General features: G+C 65.7%; 24 protein-coding genes. 9 read left to right on the top strand and 15 right to left on the bottom strand.

What is annotated here, in order from left to right; translation table 11 throughout:
• The 3 genes from AB3X96_RS03940 to cysC all read left to right on the top strand — a co-directional run.
• On the top strand, nt 1-695 hold a 695-nt coding region (locus AB3X96_RS03940), incomplete at its 5' end, for a transposase (protein WP_368588646.1).
• A gap of 3 nt (nt 696-698) precedes the next feature.
• Nucleotides 699-1,076, top strand: a complete 378-nt coding sequence (locus AB3X96_RS03935) for a hypothetical protein (RefSeq protein WP_368588645.1) — start codon at nt 699-701, stop codon at nt 1,074-1,076.
• A 26-nt stretch (nt 1,077-1,102) separates the two neighbouring features.
• On the top strand, nt 1,103-1,741 hold the full coding sequence (gene cysC / locus AB3X96_RS03930; RefSeq protein ID WP_368588644.1) for an adenylyl-sulfate kinase: 639 nt from the start codon (nt 1,103-1,105) through the stop codon (nt 1,739-1,741).
• A 202-nt stretch (nt 1,742-1,943) separates the two neighbouring features.
• Here the strand turns inward: cysC and groL are convergent, their stop codons facing one another.
• The 3 genes from groL to AB3X96_RS03915 all read right to left on the bottom strand — a co-directional run bounded on the left by groL (nt 1,944) and on the right by AB3X96_RS03915 (nt 4,689).
• Nucleotides 1,944-3,584: a chaperonin GroEL gene (gene groL / locus AB3X96_RS03925; RefSeq protein WP_176109409.1), complete on the bottom strand. Its 1,641-nt coding sequence runs from the start codon at nt 3,582-3,584 to the stop codon at nt 1,944-1,946.
• Between the two features lie 53 nt (nt 3,585-3,637).
• On the bottom strand, nt 3,638-3,928 hold the full coding sequence (gene groES, locus AB3X96_RS03920; RefSeq protein ID WP_008923887.1) for a co-chaperone GroES: 291 nt from the start codon (nt 3,926-3,928) through the stop codon (nt 3,638-3,640).
• Nucleotides 3,929-4,299: 371 nt separating this feature from the next.
• The gene (locus AB3X96_RS03915; RefSeq protein ID WP_368588643.1) at nt 4,300-4,689 is read right to left on the bottom strand and encodes a hypothetical protein; all 390 of its coding nucleotides are present in this window, start codon (nt 4,687-4,689) and stop codon (nt 4,300-4,302) included.
• Nucleotides 4,690-5,009: 320 nt separating this feature from the next.
• On the opposite strand from AB3X96_RS03915, the gene AB3X96_RS03910 reads away from it, so the two are divergent.
• Nucleotides 5,010-5,627: a hypothetical protein gene (locus AB3X96_RS03910; RefSeq protein ID WP_368588642.1), complete on the top strand. Its 618-nt coding sequence runs from the start codon at nt 5,010-5,012 to the stop codon at nt 5,625-5,627.
• A 347-nt stretch (nt 5,628-5,974) separates the two neighbouring features.
• Here AB3X96_RS03910 and AB3X96_RS03905 read toward each other — a convergent pair whose 3' ends face one another.
• Nucleotides 5,975-6,871, bottom strand: a complete 897-nt coding sequence (locus AB3X96_RS03905; protein ID WP_368588641.1) for a hypothetical protein — start codon at nt 6,869-6,871, stop codon at nt 5,975-5,977.
• On the opposite strand from AB3X96_RS03905, the gene AB3X96_RS03900 reads away from it, so the two are divergent.
• Entirely contained in the window at nt 6,846-7,415 is a 570-nt protein-coding gene (locus AB3X96_RS03900; RefSeq protein ID WP_368588640.1) for a hypothetical protein, read from the top strand. The genes AB3X96_RS03905 and AB3X96_RS03900 overlap by 26 nt on opposite strands.
• Nucleotides 7,416-7,519: 104 nt before the next feature.
• On the opposite strand, the gene AB3X96_RS03895 is transcribed toward AB3X96_RS03900, so the two are convergent.
• The 5 genes from AB3X96_RS03895 to AB3X96_RS03875 form a co-directional block, all read right to left on the bottom strand.
• Nucleotides 7,520-9,763 carry a polysaccharide biosynthesis tyrosine autokinase gene (locus AB3X96_RS03895; RefSeq protein WP_368588639.1) on the bottom strand — a complete coding sequence of 748 codons (2,244 nt, stop codon included), beginning with the start codon at nt 9,761-9,763 and terminating at the stop codon, nt 7,520-7,522.
• 49 nt (nt 9,764-9,812) lie between these two features.
• Nucleotides 9,813-10,955, bottom strand: coding sequence for a polysaccharide biosynthesis/export family protein (locus AB3X96_RS03890; RefSeq protein ID WP_176109415.1), 1,143 nt, complete (start codon nt 10,953-10,955; stop codon nt 9,813-9,815).
• 40 nt (nt 10,956-10,995) lie between these two features.
• Nucleotides 10,996-12,381, bottom strand: a complete 1,386-nt coding sequence (locus AB3X96_RS03885; protein WP_368588638.1) for an undecaprenyl-phosphate glucose phosphotransferase — start codon at nt 12,379-12,381, stop codon at nt 10,996-10,998.
• A 53-nt stretch (nt 12,382-12,434) separates the two neighbouring features.
• On the bottom strand, nt 12,435-14,036 hold the full coding sequence (locus tag AB3X96_RS03880) for a sugar phosphate nucleotidyltransferase (RefSeq protein WP_368588637.1): 1,602 nt from the start codon (nt 14,034-14,036) through the stop codon (nt 12,435-12,437).
• A 90-nt stretch (nt 14,037-14,126) separates the two neighbouring features.
• Nucleotides 14,127-15,122 carry a GlxA family transcriptional regulator gene (locus tag AB3X96_RS03875; RefSeq protein ID WP_368588670.1) on the bottom strand — a complete coding sequence of 332 codons (996 nt, stop codon included), beginning with the start codon at nt 15,120-15,122 and terminating at the stop codon, nt 14,127-14,129.
• Nucleotides 15,123-16,001: 879 nt separating this feature from the next.
• Here AB3X96_RS03875 and AB3X96_RS03870 point away from each other — a divergent pair.
• The gene (locus tag AB3X96_RS03870) at nt 16,002-16,151 is read left to right on the top strand and encodes a hypothetical protein (RefSeq protein WP_176109418.1); all 150 of its coding nucleotides are present in this window, start codon (nt 16,002-16,004) and stop codon (nt 16,149-16,151) included.
• On the opposite strand, the gene AB3X96_RS03865 is transcribed toward AB3X96_RS03870, so the two are convergent.
• The 4 genes from AB3X96_RS03865 to AB3X96_RS03850 form a co-directional block, all read right to left on the bottom strand.
• Nucleotides 16,152-17,657 carry an MFS transporter gene (locus tag AB3X96_RS03865; RefSeq protein WP_368588636.1) on the bottom strand — a complete coding sequence of 502 codons (1,506 nt, stop codon included), beginning with the start codon at nt 17,655-17,657 and terminating at the stop codon, nt 16,152-16,154.
• Nucleotides 17,658-17,742: 85 nt separating this feature from the next.
• Complete coding sequence (locus AB3X96_RS03860; protein ID WP_368588635.1) at nt 17,743-18,999, bottom strand: CaiB/BaiF CoA transferase family protein; 1,257 nt, start codon at nt 18,997-18,999, stop codon at nt 17,743-17,745.
• On the bottom strand, nt 18,996-20,012 hold the full coding sequence (locus AB3X96_RS03855) for a hydroxymethylglutaryl-CoA lyase (protein WP_368588634.1): 1,017 nt from the start codon (nt 20,010-20,012) through the stop codon (nt 18,996-18,998). The genes AB3X96_RS03860 and AB3X96_RS03855 overlap by 4 nt, the downstream gene beginning before the upstream one ends.
• A 275-nt stretch (nt 20,013-20,287) precedes the next feature.
• Complete coding sequence (locus AB3X96_RS03850; protein ID WP_176109422.1) at nt 20,288-21,181, bottom strand: LysR family transcriptional regulator; 894 nt, start codon at nt 21,179-21,181, stop codon at nt 20,288-20,290.
• A 214-nt stretch (nt 21,182-21,395) separates the two neighbouring features.
• Here AB3X96_RS03850 and AB3X96_RS03845 point away from each other — a divergent pair, with 214 nt between their 5' ends.
• Together AB3X96_RS03845 and AB3X96_RS03840 are read left to right on the top strand one after the other, a co-directional pair.
• On the top strand, nt 21,396-22,043 hold the full coding sequence (locus AB3X96_RS03845; protein WP_368588633.1) for a LysE family translocator: 648 nt from the start codon (nt 21,396-21,398) through the stop codon (nt 22,041-22,043).
• 255 nt (nt 22,044-22,298) lie between these two features.
• Nucleotides 22,299-23,087, top strand: a complete 789-nt coding sequence (locus AB3X96_RS03840; RefSeq protein WP_368588632.1) for a sulfite exporter TauE/SafE family protein — start codon at nt 22,299-22,301, stop codon at nt 23,085-23,087.
• A 45-nt stretch (nt 23,088-23,132) separates the two neighbouring features.
• Here the strand turns inward: AB3X96_RS03840 and AB3X96_RS03835 are convergent, their stop codons facing one another.
• Both AB3X96_RS03835 and AB3X96_RS03830 read right to left on the bottom strand, forming a co-directional pair.
• The gene (locus AB3X96_RS03835; protein ID WP_176109425.1) at nt 23,133-23,381 is read right to left on the bottom strand and encodes a hypothetical protein; all 249 of its coding nucleotides are present in this window, start codon (nt 23,379-23,381) and stop codon (nt 23,133-23,135) included.
• Between the two features lie 264 nt (nt 23,382-23,645).
• A complete protein-coding gene (locus AB3X96_RS03830; RefSeq protein WP_176122554.1) occupies nt 23,646-23,984 on the bottom strand; it encodes a BON domain-containing protein in 339 nt (112 codons plus the stop codon).
• Between the two features lie 555 nt (nt 23,985-24,539).
• On the opposite strand from AB3X96_RS03830, the gene AB3X96_RS03825 reads away from it, so the two are divergent.
• Nucleotides 24,540-25,943 carry a TAXI family TRAP transporter solute-binding subunit gene (locus AB3X96_RS03825; protein ID WP_368588631.1) on the top strand — a complete coding sequence of 468 codons (1,404 nt, stop codon included), beginning with the start codon at nt 24,540-24,542 and terminating at the stop codon, nt 25,941-25,943.
• The last annotated feature ends 131 nt before the right edge of the window (nt 25,944-26,074 follow it).

Raw genomic sequence — 26,074 nt, 5'->3', positions numbered from 1 at the left:
TGGGAAAGGCACTGCGCACCCTGCGCTCGCGGGTGGGTCGGGTCATGCGCGACGTCGAACGGCAACTCGACACGGTGGTTGATAACAGGCGAGCTGAGCTGCAGGAACTGATTGCCCGCACGAAGCGAATCCTGACGCAGAAGACGAAGGACAAAAATAAGCTGTATGCGCTGCACGCACCGGAAGTTGAATGTCTGGCGAAGGGCAAAGTTCGTACGCCGTACGAATTCGGCGTCAAGGTGTCGATCACGACGACGCATCGGGAGGGACTGGTGGTAGGTGCCCGCTCGATGCCGGGCAATCCGTACGACGGCCACACGCTGGAGGAAGCGCTGGAGCAGGCGGCGATCCTCAGTGACGTCAAACCGGAAATCGCGATCGTCGACCGTGGTTACCGGGGCGCTGAGCCGGACGGCGTGAAGGTCTACCACCCCGGTCTGCGGCGTGGTATCACGCGAACGTTGCGCGCGATGATCCGGCGGCGCAGTGCGATCGAACCGGCCATCGGTCATATGAAGGCCGATGGCAAACTCGACAGGAACTGGCTGAAGGGAGCGCTGGGCGATGCGATCAACGCCGTGCTTTGCGGCGCTGGCCACAACCTGCGCATGATCCTCAGAAAACTGCGGCGTTTTTGCGTCCTTGTGCTTGTGTCGTGGCTAAACCTCTGCGCCGCTTTCGCGTCGACACCGTGAGCGGTGCCGCCGAAAGCGAATTATTCAGACCGGACTACTTATCTGGAGTTCGCGCAAAGCCAGCGGCGTCCGCTAGCCGACCTGTTCGACGGCTTCGTCGACACGGTGGGGGACGGTGTAGTGCGCGGCTGGGCCGTCAACTTGAGCAGACCGGAGCGGCAAGTGCCGCTCGAAGTGCGGATCGGCGCGCAGATCGTCGCAACCGGCCTCAGCGGCGAGCCGCGGCCCGATGTGGCAAGCGCCGGCTATCCGAGTTCGAACAGCGGATTTTCGATTGCGCTGCCAGACGGCATCCCAGAAGGCTTTTGCGTTACGATCGCGGATTCCACGGAACGCCTGCACAACGCTGGCACGTGGCGACAAGGCTGGCACTGCGAGTGAGCCAAAGGAGTCAGGAGAACTTATACATGAAAGAGCCGCCCATCTTCGTGCAACGCTTCACCGGCAAGATCGCGGCGCAGGACCGCATGCGCATATTCGATCAGACGCCCGCCACGATCTGGCTGACCGGCCTGTCCGGCGCCGGTAAATCTACACTGGCGTTCGCGCTCGAAGAGCGGCTAATCGCGCTCGGTCACGCCTGCTATGTGCTCGACGGCGATAACATCCGCCACGGTCTGGCGAGCGACCTGGGCTTCGAGCGCGACGACCGGCGCGAAAACATCCGCCGCGTCGCGCACGTCGCCCAGTTGATGAACGATGCGGGTTTGATCGTGATTACCGCGCTGATTTCACCGCTACGTGAAGACCGCGCAATGGCGCGCGAGATCATCGGAGCCGACAAGTTCGTCGAAACCTACGTGTCCGCCTCGCTCGCCACCTGCGCAAGCCGCGATCCCAAAGGTCTTTACGCGAAAGCGAGGTCTGGCGAGATCAGCTCGTTCACCGGCGTATCAGCGCCCTATGAAGCACCGATCGATCCTGACCTGCATGTCGAAACCGGAACGCTGAGCCCCGCGCAAAGCGTCGCGCAGATTTTCCACTACCTGCGCGAAAAGTGTCTCGGAAGATCGGCTCAGCGTGCGGCTCACGTCGCGGGCGCCTGATCCGGACAAAGGGCGTCCGGAAGCGCTTGCTGGCCGCCACATCAACGCCGGCTCCAAACGAAAAACCCGCCTGAGCGGGTTTTTTCGTTTGGGGAAACGCCTCGCGGCGCACTCCCCCACATGGACTTCCAACCGGGCCTCGTCCGTGATCCAGACGCGCGGCAGGCCAACCACGCGGCCGGACCACGAGGCCCGAGCGGAATTACATGTCCATGCCCATGCCGCCCATGCCGCCGGGCATGCCGCCAGGCATCGGAGCTTCTTCCTTCGGCAGTTCGCAGACAGCTGCGTCGGTCGTCAGCAGCAGGCCAGCAACCGAAGCTGCGTTTTGCAGCGCCGTGCGCGTCACCTTCGTCGGGTCCACGACACCTGCGTCAACCAGGTCGACGTACTCGCCGGTCGCTGCGTTGTAGCCGTAGTTGCCCTTGCCAGCAGCAACCGCCGCCACGACGACGCTCGCTTCTTCGCCACCGTTGGTGACGATCTGGCGCAGCGGCTCTTCCATTGCACGCAGAACGATCTTGATACCTGCGTCCTGATCGGCGTTTGCGCCCTTCAGGCCAGCGATCGCCGTACGCGCACGGATCAGCGCGACGCCGCCACCAGCGACGATGCCTTCTTCCACAGCTGCGCGCGTTGCGTGCAGTGCGTCTTCGACACGTGCCTTCTTTTCCTTCATTTCGACTTCGGTCGCAGCACCGACCTTGATCACTGCAACGCCGCCTGCCAGCTTGGCAACGCGTTCTTGCAGCTTTTCACGGTCATAGTCCGAGGTCGCTTCTTCGATCTGCTTGCGCACTTGCTTGACGCGAGCTTCGATGTTCGCTGCTTCGCCAGCGCCGTCGATGATCGTGGTGTTTTCCTTGCCCACTTCGATACGCTTCGCCTGGCCCAGTTCAGCCAGCGTTGCCTTCTCGAGCGTCAGGCCGGTTTCTTCTGCGATGACCTGGCCGCCGGTCAGGATCGCGATGTCTTCCAGCATCGCCTTACGACGATCGCCGAAGCCCGGTGCCTTCACAGCAACGGTCTTCAGGATGCCGCGGATGTTGTTGACGACCAGCGTTGCGAGCGCTTCGCCTTCGACGTCTTCAGCGATGATCAGCAGCGGACGGCCAGCCTTCGCGACTTGTTCCAGAACCGGCAGCAGATCACGGATGTTCGACACCTTCTTGTCGTGCAGCAGCACGAACGGGTTGTCGAGCACGGCAACTTGCTTGTCCGGGTTGTTGATGAAGTACGGCGACAGGTAGCCGCGGTCGAATTGCATACCTTCGACGACGTCCAGCTCGTCTTGCAGCGACTTGCCGTCTTCGACGGTGATCACGCCTTCCTTGCCGACCTTGTCCATTGCTTCAGCGATGCGCTCGCCGATCGACGAATCGCTGTTCGCCGAGATCGCGCCAACCTGGGCGATTTCCTTGTTGGTCGTGCACGGCTTGCTGATCTTGCGCAGTTCTTCGATTGCGGCTGCAACAGCCTTGTCGATGCCGCGCTTCAGGTCCATCGGGTTCATGCCCGATGCGACGTACTTCATGCCTTCGCGGACGATCGATTGCGCGAGAACCGTAGCGGTCGTCGTGCCGTCGCCTGCGTTGTCGCTGGTCTTGGAAGCGACTTCCTTGACCATTTGCGCGCCCATGTTCTGGAGCTTGTCTTTCAGTTCGATCTCTTTTGCGACCGACACACCGTCCTTGGTGACCGTCGGGCCGCCGAAGCTGCGCTCGAGGACCACGTTGCGGCCCTTCGGACCCAGCGTGACCTTCACGGCGTTGGCGAGAATGTTCACGCCTTCGACCATCTTGGCACGGGCGGAATCACCGAATACGACGTCTTTAGCTGCCATCTTCTAACTCCTTGAATACTTTGGATATAACCGGGGAAGTAGCGACTTTGCGCTTACTTCTGCACCACGGCCATGATGTCTTCTTCGCGCATCACGAGCAGTTCGTTGCCGTCGACCTTGACGGTCTGGCCTGCGTACTTGCCGAACAGGACGCGGTCGCCGACCTTCACGTCGAGGGCGATCGCTGCGCCCTTGTCGTCGCGCTTGCCCGGGCCGACTGCGAGGATTTCACCTTGATCCGGCTTTTCCGCTGCGGCTTCGGGGATCACGATGCCCGACGCGGTCTTGGTTTCCTGATCCAGACGCTTGACGATCACGCGATCATGCAAAGGACGAAGGTTCATACATACTCCTCTCTGATTGAGACTGAAGAACGCTGAGAAAACCCGGCTGGACGAGCCAACCGGAGATGTTGTTAGCACTCTCGTGCAGCGAGTGCTAATTATATGGACGGGTAGTGACAAATTCAAGAAGTAGGGAGCAGCGGCGCTGCGGGCGAGGTTTTGCACGACCGGCGCGGTACCGGCGCGCCGGCGCGATCATGCGTCTGAGCTGCGAACCCGAGCAAAAACAAATACTTGCGGCGAGATTTGCGGCTTGTCGCCGCACGGCGAAGGGGCGCTATCGCAGACAAACAGCAGCCGCGCACCGTACTCGATACCGTCGGATCTGCCATTTCCAGGGAAAACCCCCGTCCGATCGAGCATGGTTCGACTCACTTCTGCGCAGGCGGGCGCAACGCGTTACCTGCCATCCACTTGAGCCGTTCGCAATCGACCTTGATACGCGCCGCGAATTCCTTCGGGTCTCGCTCGCGTAGTGCGTTCATCTGGCTATTGGTGTCGTCGGCGCGATGCCAGCCCGCGTCCCAGTGCTGATCGAAATCGGTCGCTCCGGTCAGCACCTTTCGGAGCCGCTCCTTATAGGCGCCGATTCGCTCGGGCGACACGCCGCAAAACGCCTGCGCGAACCTCGCCCGCTCGCCCGCCGTCTCCGCGCTCATGTTGGCGTCGCTCGCGTCGCTCGCGAGCGGCGCGGCGAGCGACAGCATCGACAAACAAAGCGCAGCGCAAAGCGGTCGATAGCGATACGATGGATTCTTCATCTTCGACTCCTGACGATCCTTCGTGGCGACCAGGGATTGTCCCGATCTTCAACGCCGCCTCGCCGATTGTGTCCTGATTGCACTGCACGATGGCGTTTTCGCGCGCTATTCGATGCATCGCGCGGCCAAGCCGCGGTGCTACGCTCGTTAAAGCGGCATTGGCGACCTGCCCTTCCGGGGAGCCGTGGCACGAGCACCGCAACGCCACGGCCTATCGGCAGGCCGCGACAGAAGCACGAGCGCCAGGCATCGACAACAAGCTCGAACACGACACGAAATCAAACACAAAAAGGCGAGACATCGCTGCGGGAGTGACTGCGATGGCATTTAAAACATATACCGTACTGACGCTATTGGTGACGAGCACTGCCGCGTTCGCGTGGCGGCCAGTCACCTATCCGATCCGAAGTCAGAGCCCTTACGAGCGCAGCATCGATAACGCGATGTGCTACGCCGAGGCGAACCGCGTGACCGGGGTCAACATGGCCCACGAGTCGCAGATTCCGCCGCGTCATCCGCCGGCGGCCAAAGGTGCGTCGACCGGCGTACCGTCGAAACCCCCGCTTCCCCCCAGTTCCTTCTCGGCCACGCCGCTGCCGTGGAGCGCGAGCGCGCCCGAAGCCGCGAGCGCGCCGCTCGCCGGCGCGCAAGCGCCTGGCGGCGCAGCGTCGCCAAAGCCCGTGAACGAAGCCGCGAACGGCGCAAGTGCGCCAGGAGCACCGGCCACCGCGGCGGCGAATGCACCGCCGAGCACATCGTCGGCGACACCGGGCGCGAGCGCCGCAGCCGGCGCGTCGGATGGAGCGGGCGCTTCGATGCAGGCCAACGCGGCGTCGAACGTGAAACTGCCGCCGCTGCCCGCGCCCGAGCCTCCGATGACCCGCTATTGGGCCGCCTACGGCGCGTGCATGCAGGCGCGCGGTTACGTCGTCCAGTAGTTCGGCCGACGCCGCCTGCGAGCGTCGTCGCATTTATTCTTTTTTGATGGCGCCGACCTTCGGCGCCAGTGGAGCGACACGGCCATGCCGCGCGACTCGACTTCCGACCAGCCATTTTTCCATCACTGCGCATACTGCGGCGTGCCGCTGCCGGGCCGCTTTTCGCCGTGTCCCGCATGCCATGCGCTGCCGATCGATTCGTTCGATACGGACGACAAGCCCGGCGAGCGCACCGCGCGATCCCGGGCGCTGAGTACATCGCGCGCGCAACTCGACCCGCTGCCAGCGGCCGCGAGCTTGCCCGCGGACCGTGCGTCGCGGCGCTCCGCGCAAATGAAGATGAGCCCCTACGAATTGCTCGACGAGGCCACGTTCGAGCCGGGCGGACGTCGACGGCGGCACCCGCTTGCGCTAACCGCGGCCGCGCTCGCGACGCTCGGCGCCGTGTATATCGGCTTCGTTCTTCTCGACGACGATGCGAGCGTCGACACGCCAGTGACGGTCTTCGGCACAGTGCACCCGGACAAGCCTGGGCAAGTCCCTGCGCAGAGCGTTGTGCGGAATGCGGCGCCGTCGGTTGCCGCGGCGCCGACGCCCGCGTCGATCGTCGCGCAAGCGCCGCGTCCCCTGATCGTCGCGCGGCAGCAACCGGCGAATGTGAGCGCGCCTGTCGCGTCATCGGCGCCGCAGGTCGTGGCGACCGCGCCGAACGTCGCGCCGTCCTCGTCGCCCGTCGTTGCGACCGCGCCCACCTTGGCGCGGTCGTCACCGCCAGTCGTGGCCACCACCTCGACCGTCGCACCATCCTCATCGCCCGTCGTGACGACCGCGCCAACCGTAGCGCGCTCGGCGCCGCCTGTCGTGGCGACCACGCCGACCGTAGCTCGCGCAGCACCGCCCGTCGTCGCGTCCGCGCTAACCGTAACGCGCTCGGCACCGCCGGCCGTGGCGACCACGCCGACCGTAGCTCGCGCAGCACCGCCCGTCGTCGCGTCCGCGCCTACCGTGACGCGCTCGTCACCGCCCGTCGTCGCGTCCGCGCCAACCGTAGCGCGCACGGCGCCGCCCGTCGTGGCGACCGCGCCGACCGTGACGCGCTCGTCACCGCCCGTCGTCGCGTCCGCGCCAACCGTAGCGCATTCGTCACCGCCAGTCGTGGCGACCGCACCCGTCCCGGCCCGACCGTCAACGTCAGTCGTTGCGACCACGCCGACCGTCGTGCCATCGTCTCCACTCGTCGTCACGACCGCACCCACCGCAGCGCCAACCACGAAATCGGGCGCGGGCGTCGCCGCGCCCACGCCGCGCGGTACGGCGGTCGCGTCGATCAACACCAACCACAACAGCAACACCGACACGTTGCCCGCCCCGCTCACGCTGGCCGACAAGCAGCGCGCCGACGCTGAGCGCAATCTGAAAGCCGCGCACGGCTATCTGCAACGGGGCAATCTGGCGGCGACCAAAGCGCGCCTCGCCGCGGCCATCACCGCACAGCCCGACAATCGCGACGCGCGCCGCATGCGCGCCCAAGTCGGCACGCTCGAGCAGCAACGGGACGCGTTGCTGAGTCTCGCGCGCGGCTGTAGCAACGTCGGACGTTGGGAGTGCGCGTCGCACAACGCCAACGAAGCGTTGCGGATCGATTCGAGCAGCAAGGACGCGCAGCGCCTCGTCTCGCTCGCGTCGCACGAATCGGCGTGGCAGACCATCCCGCCGTCGGCGTGGCAGACCGTGGAGCCGCCGGCGGAAGAGTCGCACGCATTGCGCGATCTGCTGCGCCACCACTGAGCTAAGGATTGCGAGGGATCTCGCGAGATGGCGGCACGAGCATGCCGCCAATCATGCCGGCCCGCGCGGCGCCTCCCAAAAGACGCGCCGCGCGGGCAGCCGTGTCAACCGACGATGCTGTCGTAGCCGTAATAGCCGCCCTGATACCCCGAGCCGAGGAACGCGGCTTCCTGCGGCACGTCGGTGAGGAGCACGCCGCGCAGGCCGACACCACCGTTACGCAGGCGTTTGGCGGTTTCGATGATCTCGTGCAGCGGCTGACGCCCATGCCGCACGACCAGCAGCGACGTCGCCGCGTATTTGCCGATCAGCGTCGAATCGGTCACGGCGAGCACCGGCGGCGTATCGATGATCACGACGTCGTATTGCGGCTTCAGCACCTCGAGCATCGCTTCGAAGCGTCGGCTCATCAGCAGTTCGGCCGGGTGCGAGGGGAGCGTGCCTTTCGCGAGCACGTCGAGGCCCGGCAGCACGTCGCGCTGGATCATCGCGTTGAGATCGCCACCGCACAGCACGTCGGACAGTCCCGGCCGATGACTGACGCCGAAATGGGAATGCACGTCGCCGCGCCGCATGTCACCGTCGATGATCAGCACGCGCTTGTTTGCCGACGCCACCAGCGTCGCCAGATTCACCGACAGAAACGACTTGCCCGCATCGGGCCGCGACCCGGTGATCATCACGACGTTGTTGGCCGCATGATCGAGCGACAACTGCAGCGACGTGCGCAGATTGCGCACGCCCTCCACCGCGAGATCCTCGGGCGCCTGCTGCGCGAGCACATGCTGCCCGCGCTGGCGCAATGACACCTTTTCCTGCAGACGCAATTGCGTCTGGCTGCGCGGCACCACCGCGAATACCGGCACGCCGAGCATCCCCTCGAGTTCGTCCGGGCGCTCCACGCCGCCGCGCATCGCGCGCTTCAGGAACACCAGCAGCAAGCCGAGCACGAGGCCGCCGCCGAGCGACATCAAAATCACCAGGATGCGCTTCGGCCGCACCGGATCGTCGGGCGTTTCGGCGAAATCCACCACGCGCACGCCGCCCACCTGCCCAGCCTGCGCCACTCGCAGCCGCTGCACGCTGTTGAGCAGGTTCGTGTAGAGATCGGTGTTGACGTGCACGTCGCGCTGCAGACGCAACGCGGTCTGCTCGGTGTCGGGCATCGTCGAGACGCTGCGGTTCATCGTGCTCTGCGCGCCCTGCAATGCGGCGATCTGCGCATCGAGCGCGGCGACCGTCGGATGGTTCGGCGTGAACTTCTGCAATAGCTCCGCGCGCTGCTGCTGCAGATCGAGCAGCTTCGTCTTGTTGTCGACGATCTGCTGCAGCAGCAGCTTGCTTTCTTCGCCGAGATCGACGGTGCCATGGGTATTGCGGAACTTGCCGTAGCGTTCTTCCGCATCGTCGAGCGCCTTGCGCGCGGCGGGCAGTTGCTGCTCGAGATACGCGAGCGTGTGATCGGACTCGCTCGAACGGCTCGCCAGATCCTGGCGCACGAACTGGCGCGCCACGTTGTTGACGATCGCCGCGGTCAGCGCCGGGTCGGCGCCTTCGAGGCTCACGCGGATCACGCCGGAGTCCTCGGCCGTCTCCTGCACGACCATCGTCTTCGCCAGACGCTCCACCGTGCCGAGCGTCGAAGCGCGCGTCAGTTCGAAACGCGAGCCCGGCGCACCGACCAGTGTGTCGACGTGCAGCGTGATCGGCCCGACCGCGGTATCGGTCTGCACGGTCTCGCCGACGCGCCCTGACAGAATCGCGCTGCCGTGAGGATCGCGCAGCATGAAGGTGTTGCCGGCGCCCGCAACCAGCGTGAAGGTCTCGCCATACAGGTCCTTCGACACGTCGAAGCGCGACACCGCGATGCTCTCGTTGCCCCACGCGAACCCGCGCAGGTTGATGAACGACGGCAGCCGGAACCACCAGTGCCCGTTCACGAGTCCCGCGATCCTGCTGCCGATCACCGGCAGGTAACGCGGCTTCGCCGTGATGTCGAGGTGCAGCGCGCGGACCGCTTCCTCGGTGACGAGACGCGACTTCAAAAGCTCGATCTGCGCCGCGGTCGACGGCTTCGAATCGTACGCGCCGGGAAGCGGCGATGCCGCATCCCGGCCGTTCGCATTGACGTTCGCCGCGTTCGCCGTCCTGTCCTGAACGTGAAACAGCACGTCCGAACGATAGACCGGCGGCGTGAGGAACGCGTACGCGCTACCGAGCGCGAGCGCGATCAGCGTCACGATGAGGATCGTGCGCCAACCGCGCACGATCGTGCGCACGTAGTCCGACAGATGCAACTGCCCCGGTTCATACACGCCGGCGTAGCGATTTTCGTAATTGATTGCCATGTTTTCACCCAACAAGGCCTGCCGGTTCAGATATCGCGTCACGCCTGCGTTACTTCGACACGACGACTCCTGTCACCGCCGCGTTGATCGCCGGCAACAGCAGGTTCAGCACGCGGTTGAAGCGAACGAGACCGCCCTGGCCGACGTACACGATGTCCTTCGGCTGCAGCTCGAACTGGTTCGCGAGCAGCATCGCCACCGGCGAGGTCGCATCGAGGTGATAGATCTGCGGCGACTCGCTGGTCGAATTGCGGATCACGAACAGTTGCTGCCCCGAGGCCGTGTTCGAGTCGAAGCTGCCGCCGTCCGAGATCGCCTGCGACAGCGTCAGCGAGCCGTTGCGCAGCGGCAGCACCGTGGCCGGCTTGTTGACTTCGCCCATCACGTAGACGCCGCTGTCTTCGCGCGCGTTCACGCGCACGGTATCGCCCGGCTGCAGATAGATTTCCGACGGATTGCGGCCGCGTTTGACGAGGTCGTCGATGTTCAGCCTATAGGTCGTGCCGTTGCGGATCAGATCGACGCGGCTGCGATCCGCGGTCGTGGTGAAGCCGCCGCCCAGGCCGATCGCGTTCGTCAGCGACATCGGGACGTCGTTGATCGATTGCGTGCCCGGCGTGCGCACTTCGCCATCAACATACACCGTCGCGTTACGGAACGACGCGACGCGCACCGTTATCTCAGGCTTCTGGTACACCTTGCTCAAACGCTGATTCAATTCGCGCTGGATCTGCGAGACGGTCTTGCCCACGACGTGCAGTGTGCCCGCATACGGAAACTGGATGTCGCCGGTTTCATCGATCAGGAAGCCCGGCATCGCATCGCTAGGGCGCGAATTGCTCGGCGGCTGGCCAAGAGCGGCCGCGAGTTCCGGGTGATCCCACACGACGATCTGCAGCACGTCGCCAGGGCCCAGCTTGTACGGCGCCGGCTTGCCGAACAGCCCCGCCGTCTCCGGCGGCAGTTGGGAAGCCTTCTGATCGGCACCTATCTTCTTCAGCAGTTCCAGATTGATATCGGTGATCGGAATCTGCTTCTGCTGCGAAGCTTCGGTACTGAATTCGCCACCCGTGTCCTGAATCCCGGCCGGCGTGATCATCCGTTGTCCCGGCACGATTTGGCATCCGGAAAGCAATACTGCTGCACTAGCGAAAACCACAAGACTTCCTGTGCGAAAACCAAGTGAGCTCATGATCTTTACTCCTTCGCCCCGAGGCGTTGTTATCGACTTTCTAATAAGCGTTTCGATGCACCAGTCCGGCGACAATCGTCGCGCCGATGATCCGCATATCGAGTGCGAACGACCAGTGACCCAGGTAGTACAGGTCATGTTCGACGCGACGCTCCATCTTCTCGATGCGGTCGGTTTCGCCACGGAAGCCGTTGATCTGCGCCCAGCCCGTGATTCCCGGTTTGATCCGGTAGCGATTGATATAGCCCGCGACCACCTTCTGATAGAGGTCGTCGTGCTCGAGCGCATGGGGACGCGGTCCTACGACCGACATGTCGCCACGCAACACGTTGAAAAATTGCGGCAGCTCGTCGAGGCTCGTGCGGCGCAAAAACGCGCCCACTTTCGTCACCCGCTTGTCGTTGCGCGTCGCCTGGCTCAAGGTGCCCTTCGCTTCGGTATGCACGCGCATCGAGCGGAACTTGTAGATCGTAAACACGCGGCCGTCCGCGCCCTTGCGCTTCTGTTTGAATAGCACCGGTCCGCGCGACGAGAGCTTCACCGCGATCGCGATGCAAACGAGCAGCGGCGCGAGGGCCACGATCGCGGTCGCCGCGAACAGCCGGTCGAAAATTTCCTTCTTCAGCATCGCGTTGGCCGACAGCGGCGAGGCGACCAGATTGATCGCCGGCACGCCGAGCAGATCGACCACGCCGCTGCCTTCGAACAGCGCATGGCTGCGCACGTCCGGCATGAAGCGGATATTCACGAGGTCGTCGCGGAACTCGTCGATCAGCGCGCAGATCAGCGGCTCTTCGGACAGCGACAGCATCAGCCATAGCTCGTGCACGTCGTTGCTGCGGATGTAGTCGGCCAGCAGATCGACGCGATCGAACACCGGCACGCGCGGATTCGTCACGCCAGAGTCGTCCGGGCGCGTGTTGTAGACGGCGGTCGCGCGAAAGCCCGCGGTCGGCGCCGACTCGATGCGACGCAGGATCGCATCGCACTGCGAACCGCTGCCGACGATCGCGACCTGATGCAGGTTCATGCCCGCGCCGCGCGCCCGCGCGAGCACCGCGTGCGTAATCAGCCGATTCGCGATCAGCAGGCCGCCCGTCGTCGCAGTCCAGTACGAGAACCACAGCCGCGACACGATATCGATCCGATGCAGCGAGTACATCAGCACGAGCGCGCAGGCCTGCACGATCAGCCACGCGAGCGACACCTGCCCGGCGAGCCCGAGCTTCGAGCGGCCGCGCCATGATTCGTATACCCCGAACGCGGGGAAGATCGCGAGCGCGAACGCAGCCGAAAACATCACCAGCGCCCAGTAGAAACCCGACTGGCCGAGATAGTCGAAGCGAATCCGTGACGCCACGGTCGCGCCCGCCAATACCAAAGCGACATCGAAAATCTGCGCGAGCAGATCCTGAAACTTGCGCATTGTCCTTACCTCGTTCTGCCTTCCTGTACGCAAAAAGGGTGTGCATGGGCTGCCTACGGGCAGCGGCCGTAGTTGTCGTCAAACCTCACGATGTCGTCTTCGCCGAGATAGGTACCCGACTGAATTTCGATGATTTCAAGCGGCACCCTGCCCGGGTTTTCGAGCCGGTGACGCGTGCCGAGCGGAATATAGGTCGATTCGTTTTCGCTGAGCAGGAACTGCTCTTCGCCGCGCGTGACGAGCGCGGTGCCGCGCACGACCACCCAATGCTCGGCGCGGTGATGATGCAGTTGCAATGACAGCTTCGCGCCGGGCGTCACGACGATGCGCTTGACCTGGAAGCGCTCGCCGCGATCGATCGAATCGTAGAAGCCCCACGGGCGCCGCACCTTGCGATGCGCGTCGGCCTCCGGCGCGTGCTGCGCCTTGATGCGCGACACGAGCCCCTTGACGTCCTGCACATGCGAGCGGTCCACCACGAGCACCGCGTCGGCGGTCTCGACCACGACGACGTTGGCGGTGCCGACGCACGCGACGAGCCGCCCTTCCGAATGCGCATAGCAGGACACCGCGCCTTCGAACGTCACGCGCCCGCGCCCGGCGTTGCCGTTCGGGTCCTTCTCCATCGCGGCCCATACCGCGTCCCACGAGCCGAGGTCGGACCAGCCGGCTTCGAGCGGGATCACGACGCCGGGCGGCATCTCCGCGGCTTGGTTGCGAGCTTGCGTCTCGCTCTGCGCCGCGCCTTGCGTTTCGGCGTTGCTCGCGCTGTCGCCTTCTGCCGGCGGTGGTTCGGTCAGACGCTCCATCACCGCGTAGTCGATCGAATCGGCGGGCACGTCGAGGAACGTGTCGTGCGACGGCCGGAACACGTCGCCGTCCTGCTTGCCGCTCGCGAACGCGCTCGTGCACGGCGCATGCATGTCGGGCCGCAGCGACGCGAGCGTGTCGAGCCACACGCGCGCACGCACGATGAAGATGCCGCTATTCCACCAATAGGTGCCCGCGCTCAGGTATTGCCGCGCGATTTCCTCGGCGGGCTTCTCGACGAAACCGTCGATCGCGTGGCCGCCGGCGGCCAATGCGGCGCCGATGCGGATATAGCCGAAGCCGGTGTCGGGACGCGTCGGCGGCACGCCGAGCGTCGCGATCGCACCCTCGCTCGCGTGGTGCGCCGCGCACGCCAGAGCGCGCTGCAGCGCGGGGACGTCCGCGATCGCGTGATCGGCCGGCATCACGATCAGGATCGCGTCGTCGTCGGCGGCGCACGCGAGCGATGCCGCGAGTGTCAGCGCCGGCGCCGTGTCGCGGCGCGCGGGTTCGACGATCAGACGCGCGTCGACGCCGTTTTCATGCAACTGTTCGGCGATCACGAAGCGATGCTCCTCGCCGCACACGACGATCGGCGATGCGTCGACGCTCCAGCCCGCCGGGAAGCCCTCGAGCCGCCGCGCGGTCGCCTGCAGCAGCGAGTCGGAGCCGACCACGTCGATCAGCTGCTTCGGAAAGTTTTCGCGCGACACCGGCCAAAGCCGCGTGCCCGAGCCACCCGCGAGAATGACCGGGACGATGTGCGCGCAGCGCGCGCCAGCAACCCCGGCGCTTGCGCCGTTCGGCTCGACGGATCGGGCGCTCACACCTGCCTGCGTCAACATATCGGGAATCCTTATCAGTCTGCAAGGTACAACGAACAACGGACCCGTCCCCGCCTGCACTGCGCGGTGACCGGGTTGGCTCCGTCGGTGCTACTCGCCCGCCATGCGGCGGCTTTGAATCCTGAACTCGGTCGGCGAAATCCTCATCCGCTTGCGAAACACTTTCGCGAGCCGATCGCCGTTGCCCATCCCGGTGCGACGGGCGATCTTGTCGACCGGCAATTCCGATTCGGTCAACAGGCTGCACGTCACCGCGAGGCGCTCGTGCAACAGGAAACTCGACGGCGTAATACCCATTTCCATCTTGAAGCGGCGCAGAAAGTTGCGCTCGCTCATCGCCGCGAACTGCGCGGCATCCGCAATCGAAATCGCCTGCTGGCAGTTTTCCTGCAGCCAGCGCGCCGCCGCGCGAACCTTGTCGCCGGGACTCATGCCGCCGTCCTCGCCGAGCAGCGGCGCGAGGTTCGTGCACGAGTCCGACAGCAGCCGTTCGGCTGCCGAGCGTGCGGTCGCGTTGCCCAGATCGCGCTTGATCATCGCGAGCGCGCTGCGCATCGATTCCAGCCGGTCGCTCAGTTCGACGGCACCCTGCTCTGCCGAACCCGTACCATTCCTGGCCACAGTTGGCTGGCGCAGGTCGCTCGCATCCTTGTCCTCGGGAAGCGCCGCCGCGTCGAGCACCGCGCGCCCTTCGGCGATCGAGCGGATCATCGCGGTGTTGCGACGCACCCGCCGCAGCCATCCGAGCACCCGCTCATCGCGCGCTGCGGACGCCGCGCCCTTGCCGCCCGCCACATAGAGCGCATCGAAGCCGACGTAATGGCGCGCGTCGAGTCCGTCGGTCCATACGCGCAACCCCGACGACGAACTCACCATGCCGCCGTCGGCGGATAAAAACGATACGTCGTACAGCCACGCGCCCGAACCGGAAGTGGAGAGTTCGTTGGCAGCCTGGAACACCTCGGCGATAACTCCCGCTCCTTGCAGCGAGCAGTCGTTGAACAACAGAATCGCGACACGACGCACGCCCTTGTTCGGCGCATGCACCCAGCGCAGCATTGCAGACTCGAGACTCGCGCAGGTCATAGTCATCCTCTCGACAGAAAACGATCAACTACACCTTTGACGATCACGCGCAATGCGAACTCCGCGCAGTGCATCATAGCGACGACCTCCGGCGCTCTGCCGCCATGTCCGAAAGTGCGGACATATTGGCGCTATGACTACATGATCGGCCAGTGCAATTCGGCTCAATACCAAAGCGACCGTCTTTTCAATGGATTAATCGTCTATCCGCATATGGTTGAATATGCACTCGTGAATCTTAAAGCAATTTGAAAAATGAATGCGTACGCCAGCGCACACTGTGGGGCTACTCGAAAAACGGCGCAGCTCCGCTTTATTCACCCACTGGCGCGTATTTTAAAAGCGATTTTTTGCTGGGATGCGCCGACGATGAGTGGAACGTACCCCACCCTCCCTGGCGAGCCCGGCTTCATCGGCAAGCTCCGCTGACCATCGGCGCAAGCGCCGCGCGACCGCCGATTCCACCGTCCAATACAAGCACTCAACGCGCCAGAAAAGATTATTTAAATCAATTTTATTGACGGCTGGAATATAAACATGGCGATTAACGTTTCAGACCTGAAACATTGATATCGGACAACTTTAGCGTCACCGCAATAGGCGGGCCAATGGCGGAATACATCGGGTGCGACCGGGTGCATTTCCGCCAACCGATTGCGGAAAGGCACTATGCGGTTCTTCGCAAGGATGGTCGCGGACAGCGAACGAAGCCCGCTTCCCGGTAGGCAACGAAGGTGACACCCATCCAGAACGCGCCGCGTAATGGCACGCTGCGACGATAGTTCGGCGTCGCCTGACAGGCTTACGGCGGGCAAGCGCACATAGAAATGATGTTGAACGGGCTACGATGCCCCCGACAAACGCGCTGGAACCGCACACATGAACGGCATTTCATGGATCACGCTGATACTTGCCACGATGATCGGCGGGTTCCTGTTCGCCATGATCGGCGTCGTGCTGCTCGCGCTGCTGCTCGGCAACGTGTCGGACCGGCTGTCGAGCAACGACGAGACTCGCCAGGACTCCTAGCTACTTCGAAATATCCTCGAGCGCGACATCGCGCGTCTTCGGCCCCAGCGTACCGATCGCGACCATGACGATCGCCATCGCCCCCGAGATGAACACGAACACGCCGTTCACGCCGAAGCGGCCGAGGCAGGCGGCGATCACGAACGCCGAGAACATCGCCGAAATCCGGCTCCACGAATAAACGAAGCCGACCGCGCGCGCGCGGATGCCGGTCGGAAACAGCTCAGCCTGATACGCGTGATAGCTGTACGAAATGATGTTGCCCGCGAGCACGAGGCACACGCCGAGACTCACGAGCAGCACCGTCTCGCGCGCCTGGCTGAACGCGAGTCCGCACACGACGTTGACCGCCGCCATGCAGATGATGACGCTCTTGCGCTCGAAGCGATCGGCGATCAGCAATCCCAGCAACGGACCGAGCGGCGCCGCGATCGCGATGATGCTCGCGTACATCAGACTCGTCGTCACCGTGACGCCCTGCTTGATCAGCAGCGTCGGAATCCAGTTCGCGAAGCCGTAGTAGCCCATCGTCTGGAACACGTGAAAGATGATCAGCATCAGCGTGCGCTTGCGATACGGCGGCACCAGCAGATCGCGAAACGCCGCCCGCGCGCGCACCAGTTCGGGCAGCGCGGGCTCGGGCAACGGCAGGCCGCATTGGCGCTGGTACTCGCGCGCGACGCGTGCTTCGAGACGCGTCATCACCGCGTCGGCTTCTTCGAGGCGGCCCTTTTGCGCGAGCCAGCGCGGGCTCTCCGGCAAACCTCTGCGAATCCACCACACGACGATCGCGCCAATCGCGCCGATCAGCACGACCACACGCCAGCCATCGAGACCGAACACCCGTTGCGGCACCAGCAGATACGACAGGACCGCGACGATCGGCACCGCGCAGAAGCCGACCGCCTGCGAACACGCCGAAGCGCGCCCGCGAATGTGCTTCGGCACGAGCTCGGAGATATACGTGCCGATCGTGACGATCTCGACGCCGATGCCGATGCCCGCGATAAAGCGCCAGCAGTTCAAGCCGAGCGCCGTGTGCTGGAACGCCATCACGACGTTGGCCGTCGTATACCACAGCAGCGACCACGTGAAGATTGCGCGGCGGCCGAAGCGGTCGGCGAGAAAGCCGCACGCCGCCGTGCCGATGAACAGGCCCGCGAACAGCGCGGCGATGAAACTCGCGACGCCGCTCGTGCCGAACAGCCCGCGCGTCGTGGCCGTGAGCAGCCCGCTATGCACGAGCCCCGGCGCGATATAGCCGGAGTACATCAGGTCGTAGAGTTCGAAGAACATGCCGAAGCTCAGCAGCATCACGAGCTGCCAGATCGTGCGGGTCGCGGGCAGCCGGTCGAGCCGCGCGGAAATCCGCGCGCCATCGAGCGCGATCGCGCCGGCGCGGCCCGCCGCTGCCGCACCGGCGCCCGGGTCCGTGGGTGAGCCATCGAGCGCGCCGGCCGCCTCGCCGAGCGCAGTGGCGAACATCGCCTGATTCGACGATTTCATCGTCTGTCTCCAGAGTTTTTGGTCTATTGCCCGTTGCAACGGGTGCGGCGCGGCACGGCGCTCGTGCAGCCGCTCGTGCAGCCGCTCAGGCAGCCGCGCGCGGCTTCAGCGATTGGACGGCACCGCTCAGCTCCGCGATCCGCGCGTCGTCGAAGCCGAGTTCGCGCAGCACGTCGACGGTGTGCTCGCCGATCTTCGCGATCGGCTGGCGCGGTCCGAGACGCGCACCGTCGAGCGAAATCGGCAGCAACGGCATCGCGGTTTCGCTGCAGTCGTCGAGCGTCAACGGCACGAGACCGCCGCTCGCGTTCAGGTGCGGGTCGTCGAACAGCTCTTCCGGCTTCGTGATCGACGCGAACGGAATGTGATTGCGCTCGAACAGCGGCACGAGCGTCGCGCCGTCGAAACGGCTCAGGCTTTCGCCGAGCGTCGGCAGCAGCCAGCCGCGGGCGAGCACGCGGTCGTTGTTGGTCGCGAGGCGCGCATCGGCGAGCAGATCGTCGCGCTCGAGAATCGCGCACAGCGCGCGCCACTGCGCGTCGCCGGTCGCGGCGATGAACATCTGCTCGCCGTGCGCGAGCGTGAACACGTCGTAGACGGCCCAGGCGCTGATGCGCTCGGGCATTGGCGCTGCGGCCACGCCGGTTGCCGCGAACTGCTGCATGTGCTGCGCACTCAGCAGCACGCAGTTCTCGAACAGCGCGCTCTGCACCTCCTTGCCGCGGCCGCTCGCGTGCCGCTCGTGCAGCGCGGCCAGCACCCCGATCGCGCCGAACATGCCGCCCATGATGTCGTTGACCGAGCTGCCCGCGCGCAGCGGACGGCCCACCGGCCCGGTCATGTACGCGAGGCCCGCCATCATCTGCACGACTTCGTCGAGCGCCAGACGATGTTCGTACGGACCACTGAGAAAGCCCTTGTGCGACACGTAGATCAGCTTCGGATTGCGCTCGCGCAGCGTCGCGTAGTCGAGGCCGAGATTCGCCATGCGGCCGGGTTTGAAGTTTTCGACGAAGACGTCGGCGCTATCGACCAGTTGCTTCAGCGCGGCGAGACCGGCTTCACTGTCGAGATCGAGCGCGACGCTCTTCTTGTTGCGATTGAAGGTGCGGAAAAATCCCGCGCCGGTGCCGAGCAGCCGGCGTGTGCTGTCGCCACGCGGCGGCTCGACCTTGATCACTTCGGCGCCGAGGTCGCCGAGGATCATGCCGCAGGTCGGGCCCATCACCATATGCGACAACTCGATCACGCGGATGCCCGCGAGCGGCAACGTGCCCGGTTGCGGCGAAGACGTCGAAGACGGAGCTGAGGCAGCGGAGGTAGCGGAGGAAAGCGGAGTCATTGCGGCACCTGCGGAGCGGAAGAATGGGAATAACGCAAAAATTCGGAGGAACCCGCGGATTCGCGCGCGGTCGGTTGCCCATGCGCGAACTGCTTCGGCAATCCCGCTCGCGCGAGATAGCCATACAGCGGCTCGCCCGGCAGCGCTTGCGCGAGCACCGCGCGCGAGGCGAGCAGCCGCGTGATGTCGATGCCGGTGTCGTAGCCCATGCTGTCGAGCATGAACACGAGGTCTTCGGCATTGACGTTGCCGGTCGCGCCCGGCGCATGCGGACACCCGCCGAGACCGGCCAGCGACGCATCGAATTCGCGAATCCCGTGCAGCAGCGCGACCAGCGTGTTGGCAAGACCGAGGCCGCGCGTGTCGTGGAAGTGCAGCGAGCGGAGCCTGTCGCCCGCGACGTCGCGCACCAGCTCGATCACCTCGCCGACCTGGCGCGGCGTCGCCTCGCCGGTCGTGTCACCGAGCGCGATCACGTCGGCGCCGGCCTGCACCGCGGCGCGCGCGATCGCGGCGATATCCGCGTACGGCACCGCGCCTTGCAGCGTGCAGCCGAACACCGTCGACAAACCGGCGATCAACTCGACGCGGCGCCCACCCGCCGAAGACGCGCGATCGATCAGTTCACGCATCGCGGCGAACGCGTCGATCATCTCGGCGGGCGTCTTGCGCACGTTCGCGACGCTATGCGCGACGCTCACCGAAATCGGCGCGACGATGCGCTCTACGCCGGCATCGAGCGCGTGCTGCGCGCCCTTCAGGTTCGGCACGAGCGCCGTGACGCTCAGATCGTCATAGCTACGGGCGTGGGCGACTACTGCGGCGGCGTCGGCCATTTGCGGCAGCAGCTTCGCCGGCACGAATGACGCGACTTCCATATGACGCACGCCGGCCGCGTAGGCGGCGTCGATCCAGCGGCGCTTGTCGTCGGTGGACATGATGCGGGCAATGCTTTGCAGACCGTCGCGCAGACCGACTTCGGTCACGACGACGCGCTCGCGGGTGTCATTCATCGGTTTGAATCCTGATCGTGGACGCGGGCTTCGGACGCCCGTTGGATAGAAGTGATGCGCTAACTGGATCACAGCGTGCTCGCGCGCAGACGCGCGGCAAAGTCTGCATTGACGACGCCCGCCATCGCCGCTCGCGATGGCCGCTCAGGCCGATAGGGCGGGCTTTGGCGCTCGCCTGGGTGAAATGCTTAGGGGTTTGTGTGGAGAGGTGGCGAAGGGCGTCGCCGGGAGCTGCCAGGGACTGCCGGTGCGCGAGACCAGGTGCGTCTCCCGTCTTACCTGGCGTCCAACAGATGCTCGAGCAAGCGCGCGGCCGCCAGCGTCAACGCCGCGCGATCGCGCATGCAAATAACGAAGCGCCGCTCGGCCCACGCGTCGCGCAATGGCACGGCGACGATGCCGTACTCGTTGGCGGCATGGCGCGGCAATGCCTCGCGCGGCAGGATCGCGACCGCGAGACCCGCCTGGATGAAGCGGTAGGCGGCATCGAACGTCGAGACATAGGTGCGGTAGTTCAACTCGCTGCCCTTCTCCAGCGCGATGCGCTGCATCAGCGCGTTGACCGACGCATTGGAGGCGAGCCCCAGATGATCGAATCCGAGCGTCTGTTCGAAGCCGACCTGCGTCTCGCCCGCGAGCGGATGCGCGCGCGGCACGATCAGCGCCAGATGGTCGGCGCGATACGGCAGCGTGTCGAGACTGCCGAGCGGCACCGTGTCGCGACAGATGCCCAGATCGGCGACGCCCTCTTCGAGCCCGCGCACGATGTCCGCGCTGACGCGCTCCTCGACATCGACCCGAATCGCCGGATTCGCCTGCAAAAACGCGGACAACGCCTCGGGCAAGAACTCCACCATCGACGACACGTTCGCCAGCACCCGCACATGGCCGCGCGCGCCGGCCGCGTATTCACTGAGCTCGGCCTGCAAGCGTTCGTGGCCGCGCATGATGAGCCGCGCGTGGCGCAACAGCGCTTCGCCCGCGGCGGTCGCGCGCACGCCGCGCTGGCTGCGCGACAGCAGTGCAACATCGACGAGCGCTTCGAGATCGGCGAGCCGCTTGCTGACCGCCGACGGCGCGATGAACTCGCGCTCGGCCGCGCGCGCGATCGTGCCTTCCTCGCACACGGCGATGAACAAGCGCAGCGTGACCTGATCGATTTGCCACATCGGCGAAGCGGATTTGGGAGTTGGGAGTGGGGAATTATGCCCTGACGACGGCGGGCGCTGACGAGCAGTCACCCAGCCACGCGTTTCGCCCTTGCCCGAGCTTGCCCGCGATTTGCGGTCTGGCTATGCTGGCGGGTGCGTCGGCTACCCGCGGACGACCGGGCCGCGCCTGCACCGCACACTCCAACCAGAGCAACCGCTCGAGAACCTGCTCATGTCCACCACCAGTCTGTTTTTCACCGCCGCCGGCGTCGGCCTCGCGATCGCCGCGCCGGTCGGCCCGATGGGCATGCTGTGCATCCGCCGCACGCTGACCGGCGGCCCGCGCGCGGGACTTGCGATCGGCTTCGGCATCGCGAGCGGCGACGCGGCCTACGGGCTGATCGCCGCGCTCGGCCTCGTCGGCATTTCGCAGTTCATGCTCGCGTACGACCGCCCGCTGCATCTGCTCGCCGGCCTGTTCCTGCTGTATCTCGGCGTGCGCGCGCTGCTGCAGAAGCCGCCCGCCGAAAGCGCCGGCGGCAACGGCAACGGCAATGGCAAGCTCGCGCAGATCGGCCGCGCCGGCGCGCTGCGTGCGTACGCGAGCGCGCTGCTGCTGACGCTGACCAACCCGCAGACCATCATCATGTTCGCGGCGCTGTTCACGACGCTCGCACCGCGCGGCGCGTTCTCGCCGGCTATCGCGCTGACGACGGTCGGCGGCGTGTTCGCCGGCTCGATCGCGTGGTGGTGCTGTCTGGTGACGATGGTGTCGCTCGCGCGTCATGCGATTGGCAGCAGGCTGCGCCACGCGATCGATCGCGTGGTCGGCCTGATGCTCGCGGCGTTCGGCGTCGTCGAAATCCGCCGCGCGCTCTGAGCGGCGCTTCGCACGCGATGCGGCGCACCCGCGCCGCACCCGCCGAACGCAGCGCGCTGCCAGCCGCGACGCGCTCCCCCTGAGTAAGTGCCGCACGCGGGCGCGGCAGTTTTGCGACAATAGCGCCTTTCGCCGCTCAGGCGCCGGCCGACGCGGCCGTGCAGCACACCGCACACCGCAGCCGCCAGCCGCCCCGGCGCGTCCGCCGGCCTTGCCGCCCAACCCTTCACCCGCGCTGCGTCAGCTGTCCGTTCAATGGCACTCCCCCACATCGATCTGCTGTACTCCGTCTCCGGCCTGTTCGTCGGCTTTCTGGTCGGGCTGACGGGCGTCGGCGGCGGCTCGCTGATGACGCCGATCCTCGTCCTGCTATTCAACGTGCACCCTGCCACCGCGGTCGGGACCGACCTGCTGTACGCGGCCGCCACCAAGGCGACCGGCACGCTGGTGCACGGCCTGAAGGGCTCGGTCGACTGGCAGATCACGCTGCGCCTCGCGGCCGGCAGCGTGCCCGCGGCCACCATCACGCTGATCCTGCTGCATCGCTACGGGATGGACACGCCGGGCGCGGGCCGGCTGATCCAGGTCGTGCTCGGCGCGGCGCTGCTGGTTACCGCGATCGCGCTGGTGTTCCGTCCGCAGCTTGCGGCGCTCGGCGCGCGCAAGCTACGCGCGCCGAGCCAAGGGCGCACGCTCGCGCTGACGATGCTGACCGGCGCGATCCTCGGTATGCTGGTGTCGCTGACGTCGGTGGGCGCGGGCGCGATCGGCGTGACGGTGTTGCTGCTGCTGTATCCGCTGCTGCCGACGACACGCATCGTCGGCTCCGACATCGCGCACGCGGTGCCGCTGACCTTGCTCGCGGGTGCCGGACATTGGCTGCTCGGCTCGATCGACTGGTCGATGCTGCTGTCGCTGCTGGTGGGATCGCTGCCCGGCATCGCAATCGGCAGCTATCTGGCGTCGCGCGCGCCGGAAGTACTGCTGCGCAATCTGCTCGCGGCGACGCTGACGCTGGTCGGCGTGCGGCTGGTGTTGTCGTGAGCCGCCCGCTGAAGACGCGTCAAGCGCATACGCCGCGACCGCTGTCTATTTGAAAAACCGGCTGGTCAGATCCGCCTCGAACTGCCGGACCCACTGACCGTGGCCGTCGCGATACGACCGTGACCAGTCGACACGCCGCACGGTGACGACCCGCTCGTGCGCCGGCTCACCGGGTGCCGCGCTCGCGCTGATGTCGAAATGCGCGGGTGCGAAACCGTGTCTTGCGCACACCAGTTCGAATGCCGCGCGATCGCCGATCGGCAGATCGATGTAGCGAAACTGCGTGGTTTGCATGAGCTTGGCTCCCCGTTCCCTCTTCGTCACAGTACCCCGCGCGATGCATCGGTAATGTGCCGCAGCGCACGAAGCAGGGACAGCCGCGCCTCGATCAGCACCTGTGCGTGCGGCAAGCCACATTGCTGCGGTCCCGCAAACCTCGCCCGTCTCGCGCCCAAAACCGGCGGCGAAAAAAAAGCTCCGGCGAAAATGCCGGAGCCTCCGAATCGATTGATAGACGTCGCGACGCGGGCCTTGCGGCGCCGCGCGCACGCGCACCGCTTACTGTTGCTTCGCCGTCAGCTTGTTGGTCACCGACGTCACGCCCTCGACGCCCTTGGCGGCTTCGCCGGCCTTGTCGGCCTGGCCCTGGTCCGGCACCGTGCCGGTCAGCGTCACTGCACCGCCACGCGCGCGCACGGCGATGTGCGACACGTCGAGACCCTGGGTCTTGGTCAGCGCGTGGCGCACCTTACGGCCAAGTTCGTGATTCGCTGCCTTGCCGGCCTTGACGGTGGCTGCCGCCGACGCCGTATCGGGAGCGTTCTGGGCGTAGACGCTGCACGCCGCCACCATCGCCACGACCGCACCCAGTGTTTTCAGAAAACCGACCGTTTTCATAGCTCTCTTCTCCTTGGTTTCACATTGGACCGCATCAACAAGCGGCTTCGTTACGACTACGGGCGGCCGTCATCGCGCGAACGCGCGCGTACGCGACGGCCATCAACGTCTGACACGATGTGCAAGAGGCGAGAGAGGCTGATTACCGGTAATCGGTAACCGGCAAACCGCGAAGTCCGCCGACGTGCCCGGTTCTTGTCCGTCTTGCCGGGATATCGCCGCAAACGTTGGATCGCGGTAGCGATGCACAATTTAATCTAGCCGGCACAGAAGCGCAAAGGGTTTAGCGCGCGGCGTGGCGCACCGACAGCGGCTGCGTCATGCTTGCCGGATAAAGACGGACACCCTCCGTGGTCGCGCAAAAATTGCCTGGGCGTCGTGCTGGCGGGCACCCGCGACGCTCACCATTTGTTACGCGTTTGTCGGCGCGACGGGCGGCTACGCGATTCGCGGCCGTGCCAATCTCAGGTACCATCGGCGCGACGCGTGCTGGCGCGCCGCCCAAGCCGCCTGCGCGCATTCGAGCCCGACCGACCGCCGTTTTCAGAAGATCCGATGAAGCCTGACACCGGCCGCAGCCGCCCTACCCGTCTCGTCGCCCGTTTTGTCGCGATCTCGTGGCGCGACCTGGCGGTCTCGTTCGGCCCGCTCGTGCTGCTCGTGATCGTCGCGATCTGGGCCGCCGTGCGGCTGATCCAGCCCGCCCCGCCAAATACGCTGACGATTAGCGCCGGCCCGGTCGGCAGCACATTCTGGATCGCCGCGCAGAAGTACAAGGCGATCCTCGCGCGCAACCGCATCACGCTGAACGTGCTGGCCTCGCAGGGCTCGCAGGAAAATCTGAAGCGGCTGTTGGACCCGAAGGCCGACGCCGACGTCGGCTTCGTGCAGAGCGGCATCGCGCCCGCCGCGGTCGACAAGGACAAAAGCCTGATGTCGCTCGGCAGCGTCGCTTACGTGCCGCTCGCGATCTTCTATCGCGGCGCGCCGGTCGACTGGCTGTCCGGCTTCAAGGGCGAGCGCCTCGCGATCGGCCCCGAGGGCAGCGGCACGCGCGAGCTCGCGCTCGCGCTGCTGAAGGCCAACGGCATCGTGCCGGGCGGCCCGACCCAACTGCTGCCGCTGACGGGCGACGCAGCCGCCGACGCGCTGATCGACGGCACGATCGACGCGACCTTCCTCGCCGGCGACTCGGCGCAGCCTGCCGTGATGGGCAAGCTCTACCGCACGCAGAACGTGCGCTTCTACGATTTCTCGCAGGCCGACGCGTACACCCGCCGCTTTCCGTACCTGACGCAGCTGAAGGTGCCGATGGGCGCGTTCGACCTCGGCAAAAACCTGCCGGCGAACTCGATCAGCATCGTCGCGCCGACCGCCGAGCTGATCGCGCGCGATTCGCTGCATCCGGCGCTGTCGGATCTGCTGATCGAAGCCGCGCGTGAGGTGCACGGCGGCGCGACGACGATGCAGCGCGCCGGTGAATTCCCCGCGCCGCTCGCGCACGACTTCCCGCTGTCCGACGATGCCGCGCGCTACTACAAGTCGGGCAAGAGCTTCCTGTACCGGACGCTGCCGTTCTGGATCGCGAGCCTCGCGGACCGCCTGCTGGTGATCGTCGTGCCGCTGATCGTGCTGCTGGTGCCGGCGCTGCGCGTCGTGCCGGGCTTGTACGCGTGGCGCGTCAAGTCGCGCATCTATCGCTGGTACGGCGCGCTGATCGCGATCGAGCGCAGCGCGCTCAGCGAACACTCGTCGGCCGAACGCGCGTCGCTGATCGAGCGGCTCGACACGATCGAAGACTCGGTCAACGGCATGAAGATGCCGCTCGCGTACGCGGACCAGTTCTACGTGCTGCGCGAGCACATCGGCTTCGTGCGGCGGCGGCTCCTGGCAAGCCGCGACACGTCGGGCGGGCTGGACGAAGCCGACGAGCAGGCGGCCGATCAAGTGAAAGGCTGAGCGCGCGCCGGCGACACCGCCTGACCCCGCACCCGCCGCCCTCCACCAGGGGATATCGACCGGTGCAAGCCGGGAGCGCACCGCGTAAGATCGCTACAATTTTGATGAGATAACGGACGCACCCTCCGCTC

Source organism: Paraburkholderia sp. BR13439 (assembly GCF_040948805.1).
Taxonomy (GTDB): Bacteria; Pseudomonadota; Gammaproteobacteria; order Burkholderiales; family Burkholderiaceae; genus Paraburkholderia; species Paraburkholderia youngii.
This window is presented reverse-complemented; position numbering and strand designations above follow the sequence as displayed.

What these genes read in the sequence shown, in the direction of transcription:
- cysC (WP_368588644.1), top strand. Translation starts at nt 1,103, where the DNA reads ATGAAAGAGCCGCCCATCTTCGTGCAACGCTTCACCGGCAAGATCGCG.
- groL (WP_176109409.1), bottom strand. Translation starts at nt 3,584, where the DNA reads ATGGCAGCTAAAGACGTCGTATTCGGTGATTCCGCCCGTGCCAAGATG.
- groES (WP_008923887.1), bottom strand. Translation starts at nt 3,928, where the DNA reads ATGAACCTTCGTCCTTTGCATGATCGCGTGATCGTCAAGCGTCTGGAT.
- AB3X96_RS03915 (WP_368588643.1), bottom strand. Translation starts at nt 4,689, where the DNA reads ATGAAGAATCCATCGTATCGCTATCGACCGCTTTGCGCTGCGCTTTGT.
- AB3X96_RS03910 (WP_368588642.1), top strand. Translation starts at nt 5,010, where the DNA reads ATGGCATTTAAAACATATACCGTACTGACGCTATTGGTGACGAGCACT.
- AB3X96_RS03895 (WP_368588639.1), bottom strand. Translation starts at nt 9,763, where the DNA reads ATGGCAATCAATTACGAAAATCGCTACGCCGGCGTGTATGAACCGGGG.
- AB3X96_RS03890 (WP_176109415.1), bottom strand. Translation starts at nt 10,955, where the DNA reads ATGAGCTCACTTGGTTTTCGCACAGGAAGTCTTGTGGTTTTCGCTAGT.
- AB3X96_RS03885 (WP_368588638.1), bottom strand. Translation starts at nt 12,381, where the DNA reads ATGCGCAAGTTTCAGGATCTGCTCGCGCAGATTTTCGATGTCGCTTTG.
- AB3X96_RS03880 (WP_368588637.1), bottom strand. Translation starts at nt 14,036, where the DNA reads ATGTTGACGCAGGCAGGTGTGAGCGCCCGATCCGTCGAGCCGAACGGC.
- AB3X96_RS03875 (WP_368588670.1), bottom strand. Translation starts at nt 15,122, where the DNA reads ATGACCTGCGCGAGTCTCGAGTCTGCAATGCTGCGCTGGGTGCATGCG.
- AB3X96_RS03870 (WP_176109418.1), top strand. Translation starts at nt 16,002, where the DNA reads ATGAACGGCATTTCATGGATCACGCTGATACTTGCCACGATGATCGGC.
- AB3X96_RS03865 (WP_368588636.1), bottom strand. Translation starts at nt 17,657, where the DNA reads ATGAAATCGTCGAATCAGGCGATGTTCGCCACTGCGCTCGGCGAGGCG.
- AB3X96_RS03860 (WP_368588635.1), bottom strand. Translation starts at nt 18,999, where the DNA reads ATGACTCCGCTTTCCTCCGCTACCTCCGCTGCCTCAGCTCCGTCTTCG.
- AB3X96_RS03855 (WP_368588634.1), bottom strand. Translation starts at nt 20,012, where the DNA reads ATGAATGACACCCGCGAGCGCGTCGTCGTGACCGAAGTCGGTCTGCGC.
- AB3X96_RS03850 (WP_176109422.1), bottom strand. Translation starts at nt 21,181, where the DNA reads ATGTGGCAAATCGATCAGGTCACGCTGCGCTTGTTCATCGCCGTGTGC.
- AB3X96_RS03845 (WP_368588633.1), top strand. Translation starts at nt 21,396, where the DNA reads ATGTCCACCACCAGTCTGTTTTTCACCGCCGCCGGCGTCGGCCTCGCG.
- AB3X96_RS03840 (WP_368588632.1), top strand. Translation starts at nt 22,299, where the DNA reads ATGGCACTCCCCCACATCGATCTGCTGTACTCCGTCTCCGGCCTGTTC.
- AB3X96_RS03835 (WP_176109425.1), bottom strand. Translation starts at nt 23,381, where the DNA reads ATGCAAACCACGCAGTTTCGCTACATCGATCTGCCGATCGGCGATCGC.
- AB3X96_RS03830 (WP_176122554.1), bottom strand. Translation starts at nt 23,984, where the DNA reads ATGAAAACGGTCGGTTTTCTGAAAACACTGGGTGCGGTCGTGGCGATG.
- AB3X96_RS03825 (WP_368588631.1), top strand. Translation starts at nt 24,540, where the DNA reads ATGAAGCCTGACACCGGCCGCAGCCGCCCTACCCGTCTCGTCGCCCGT.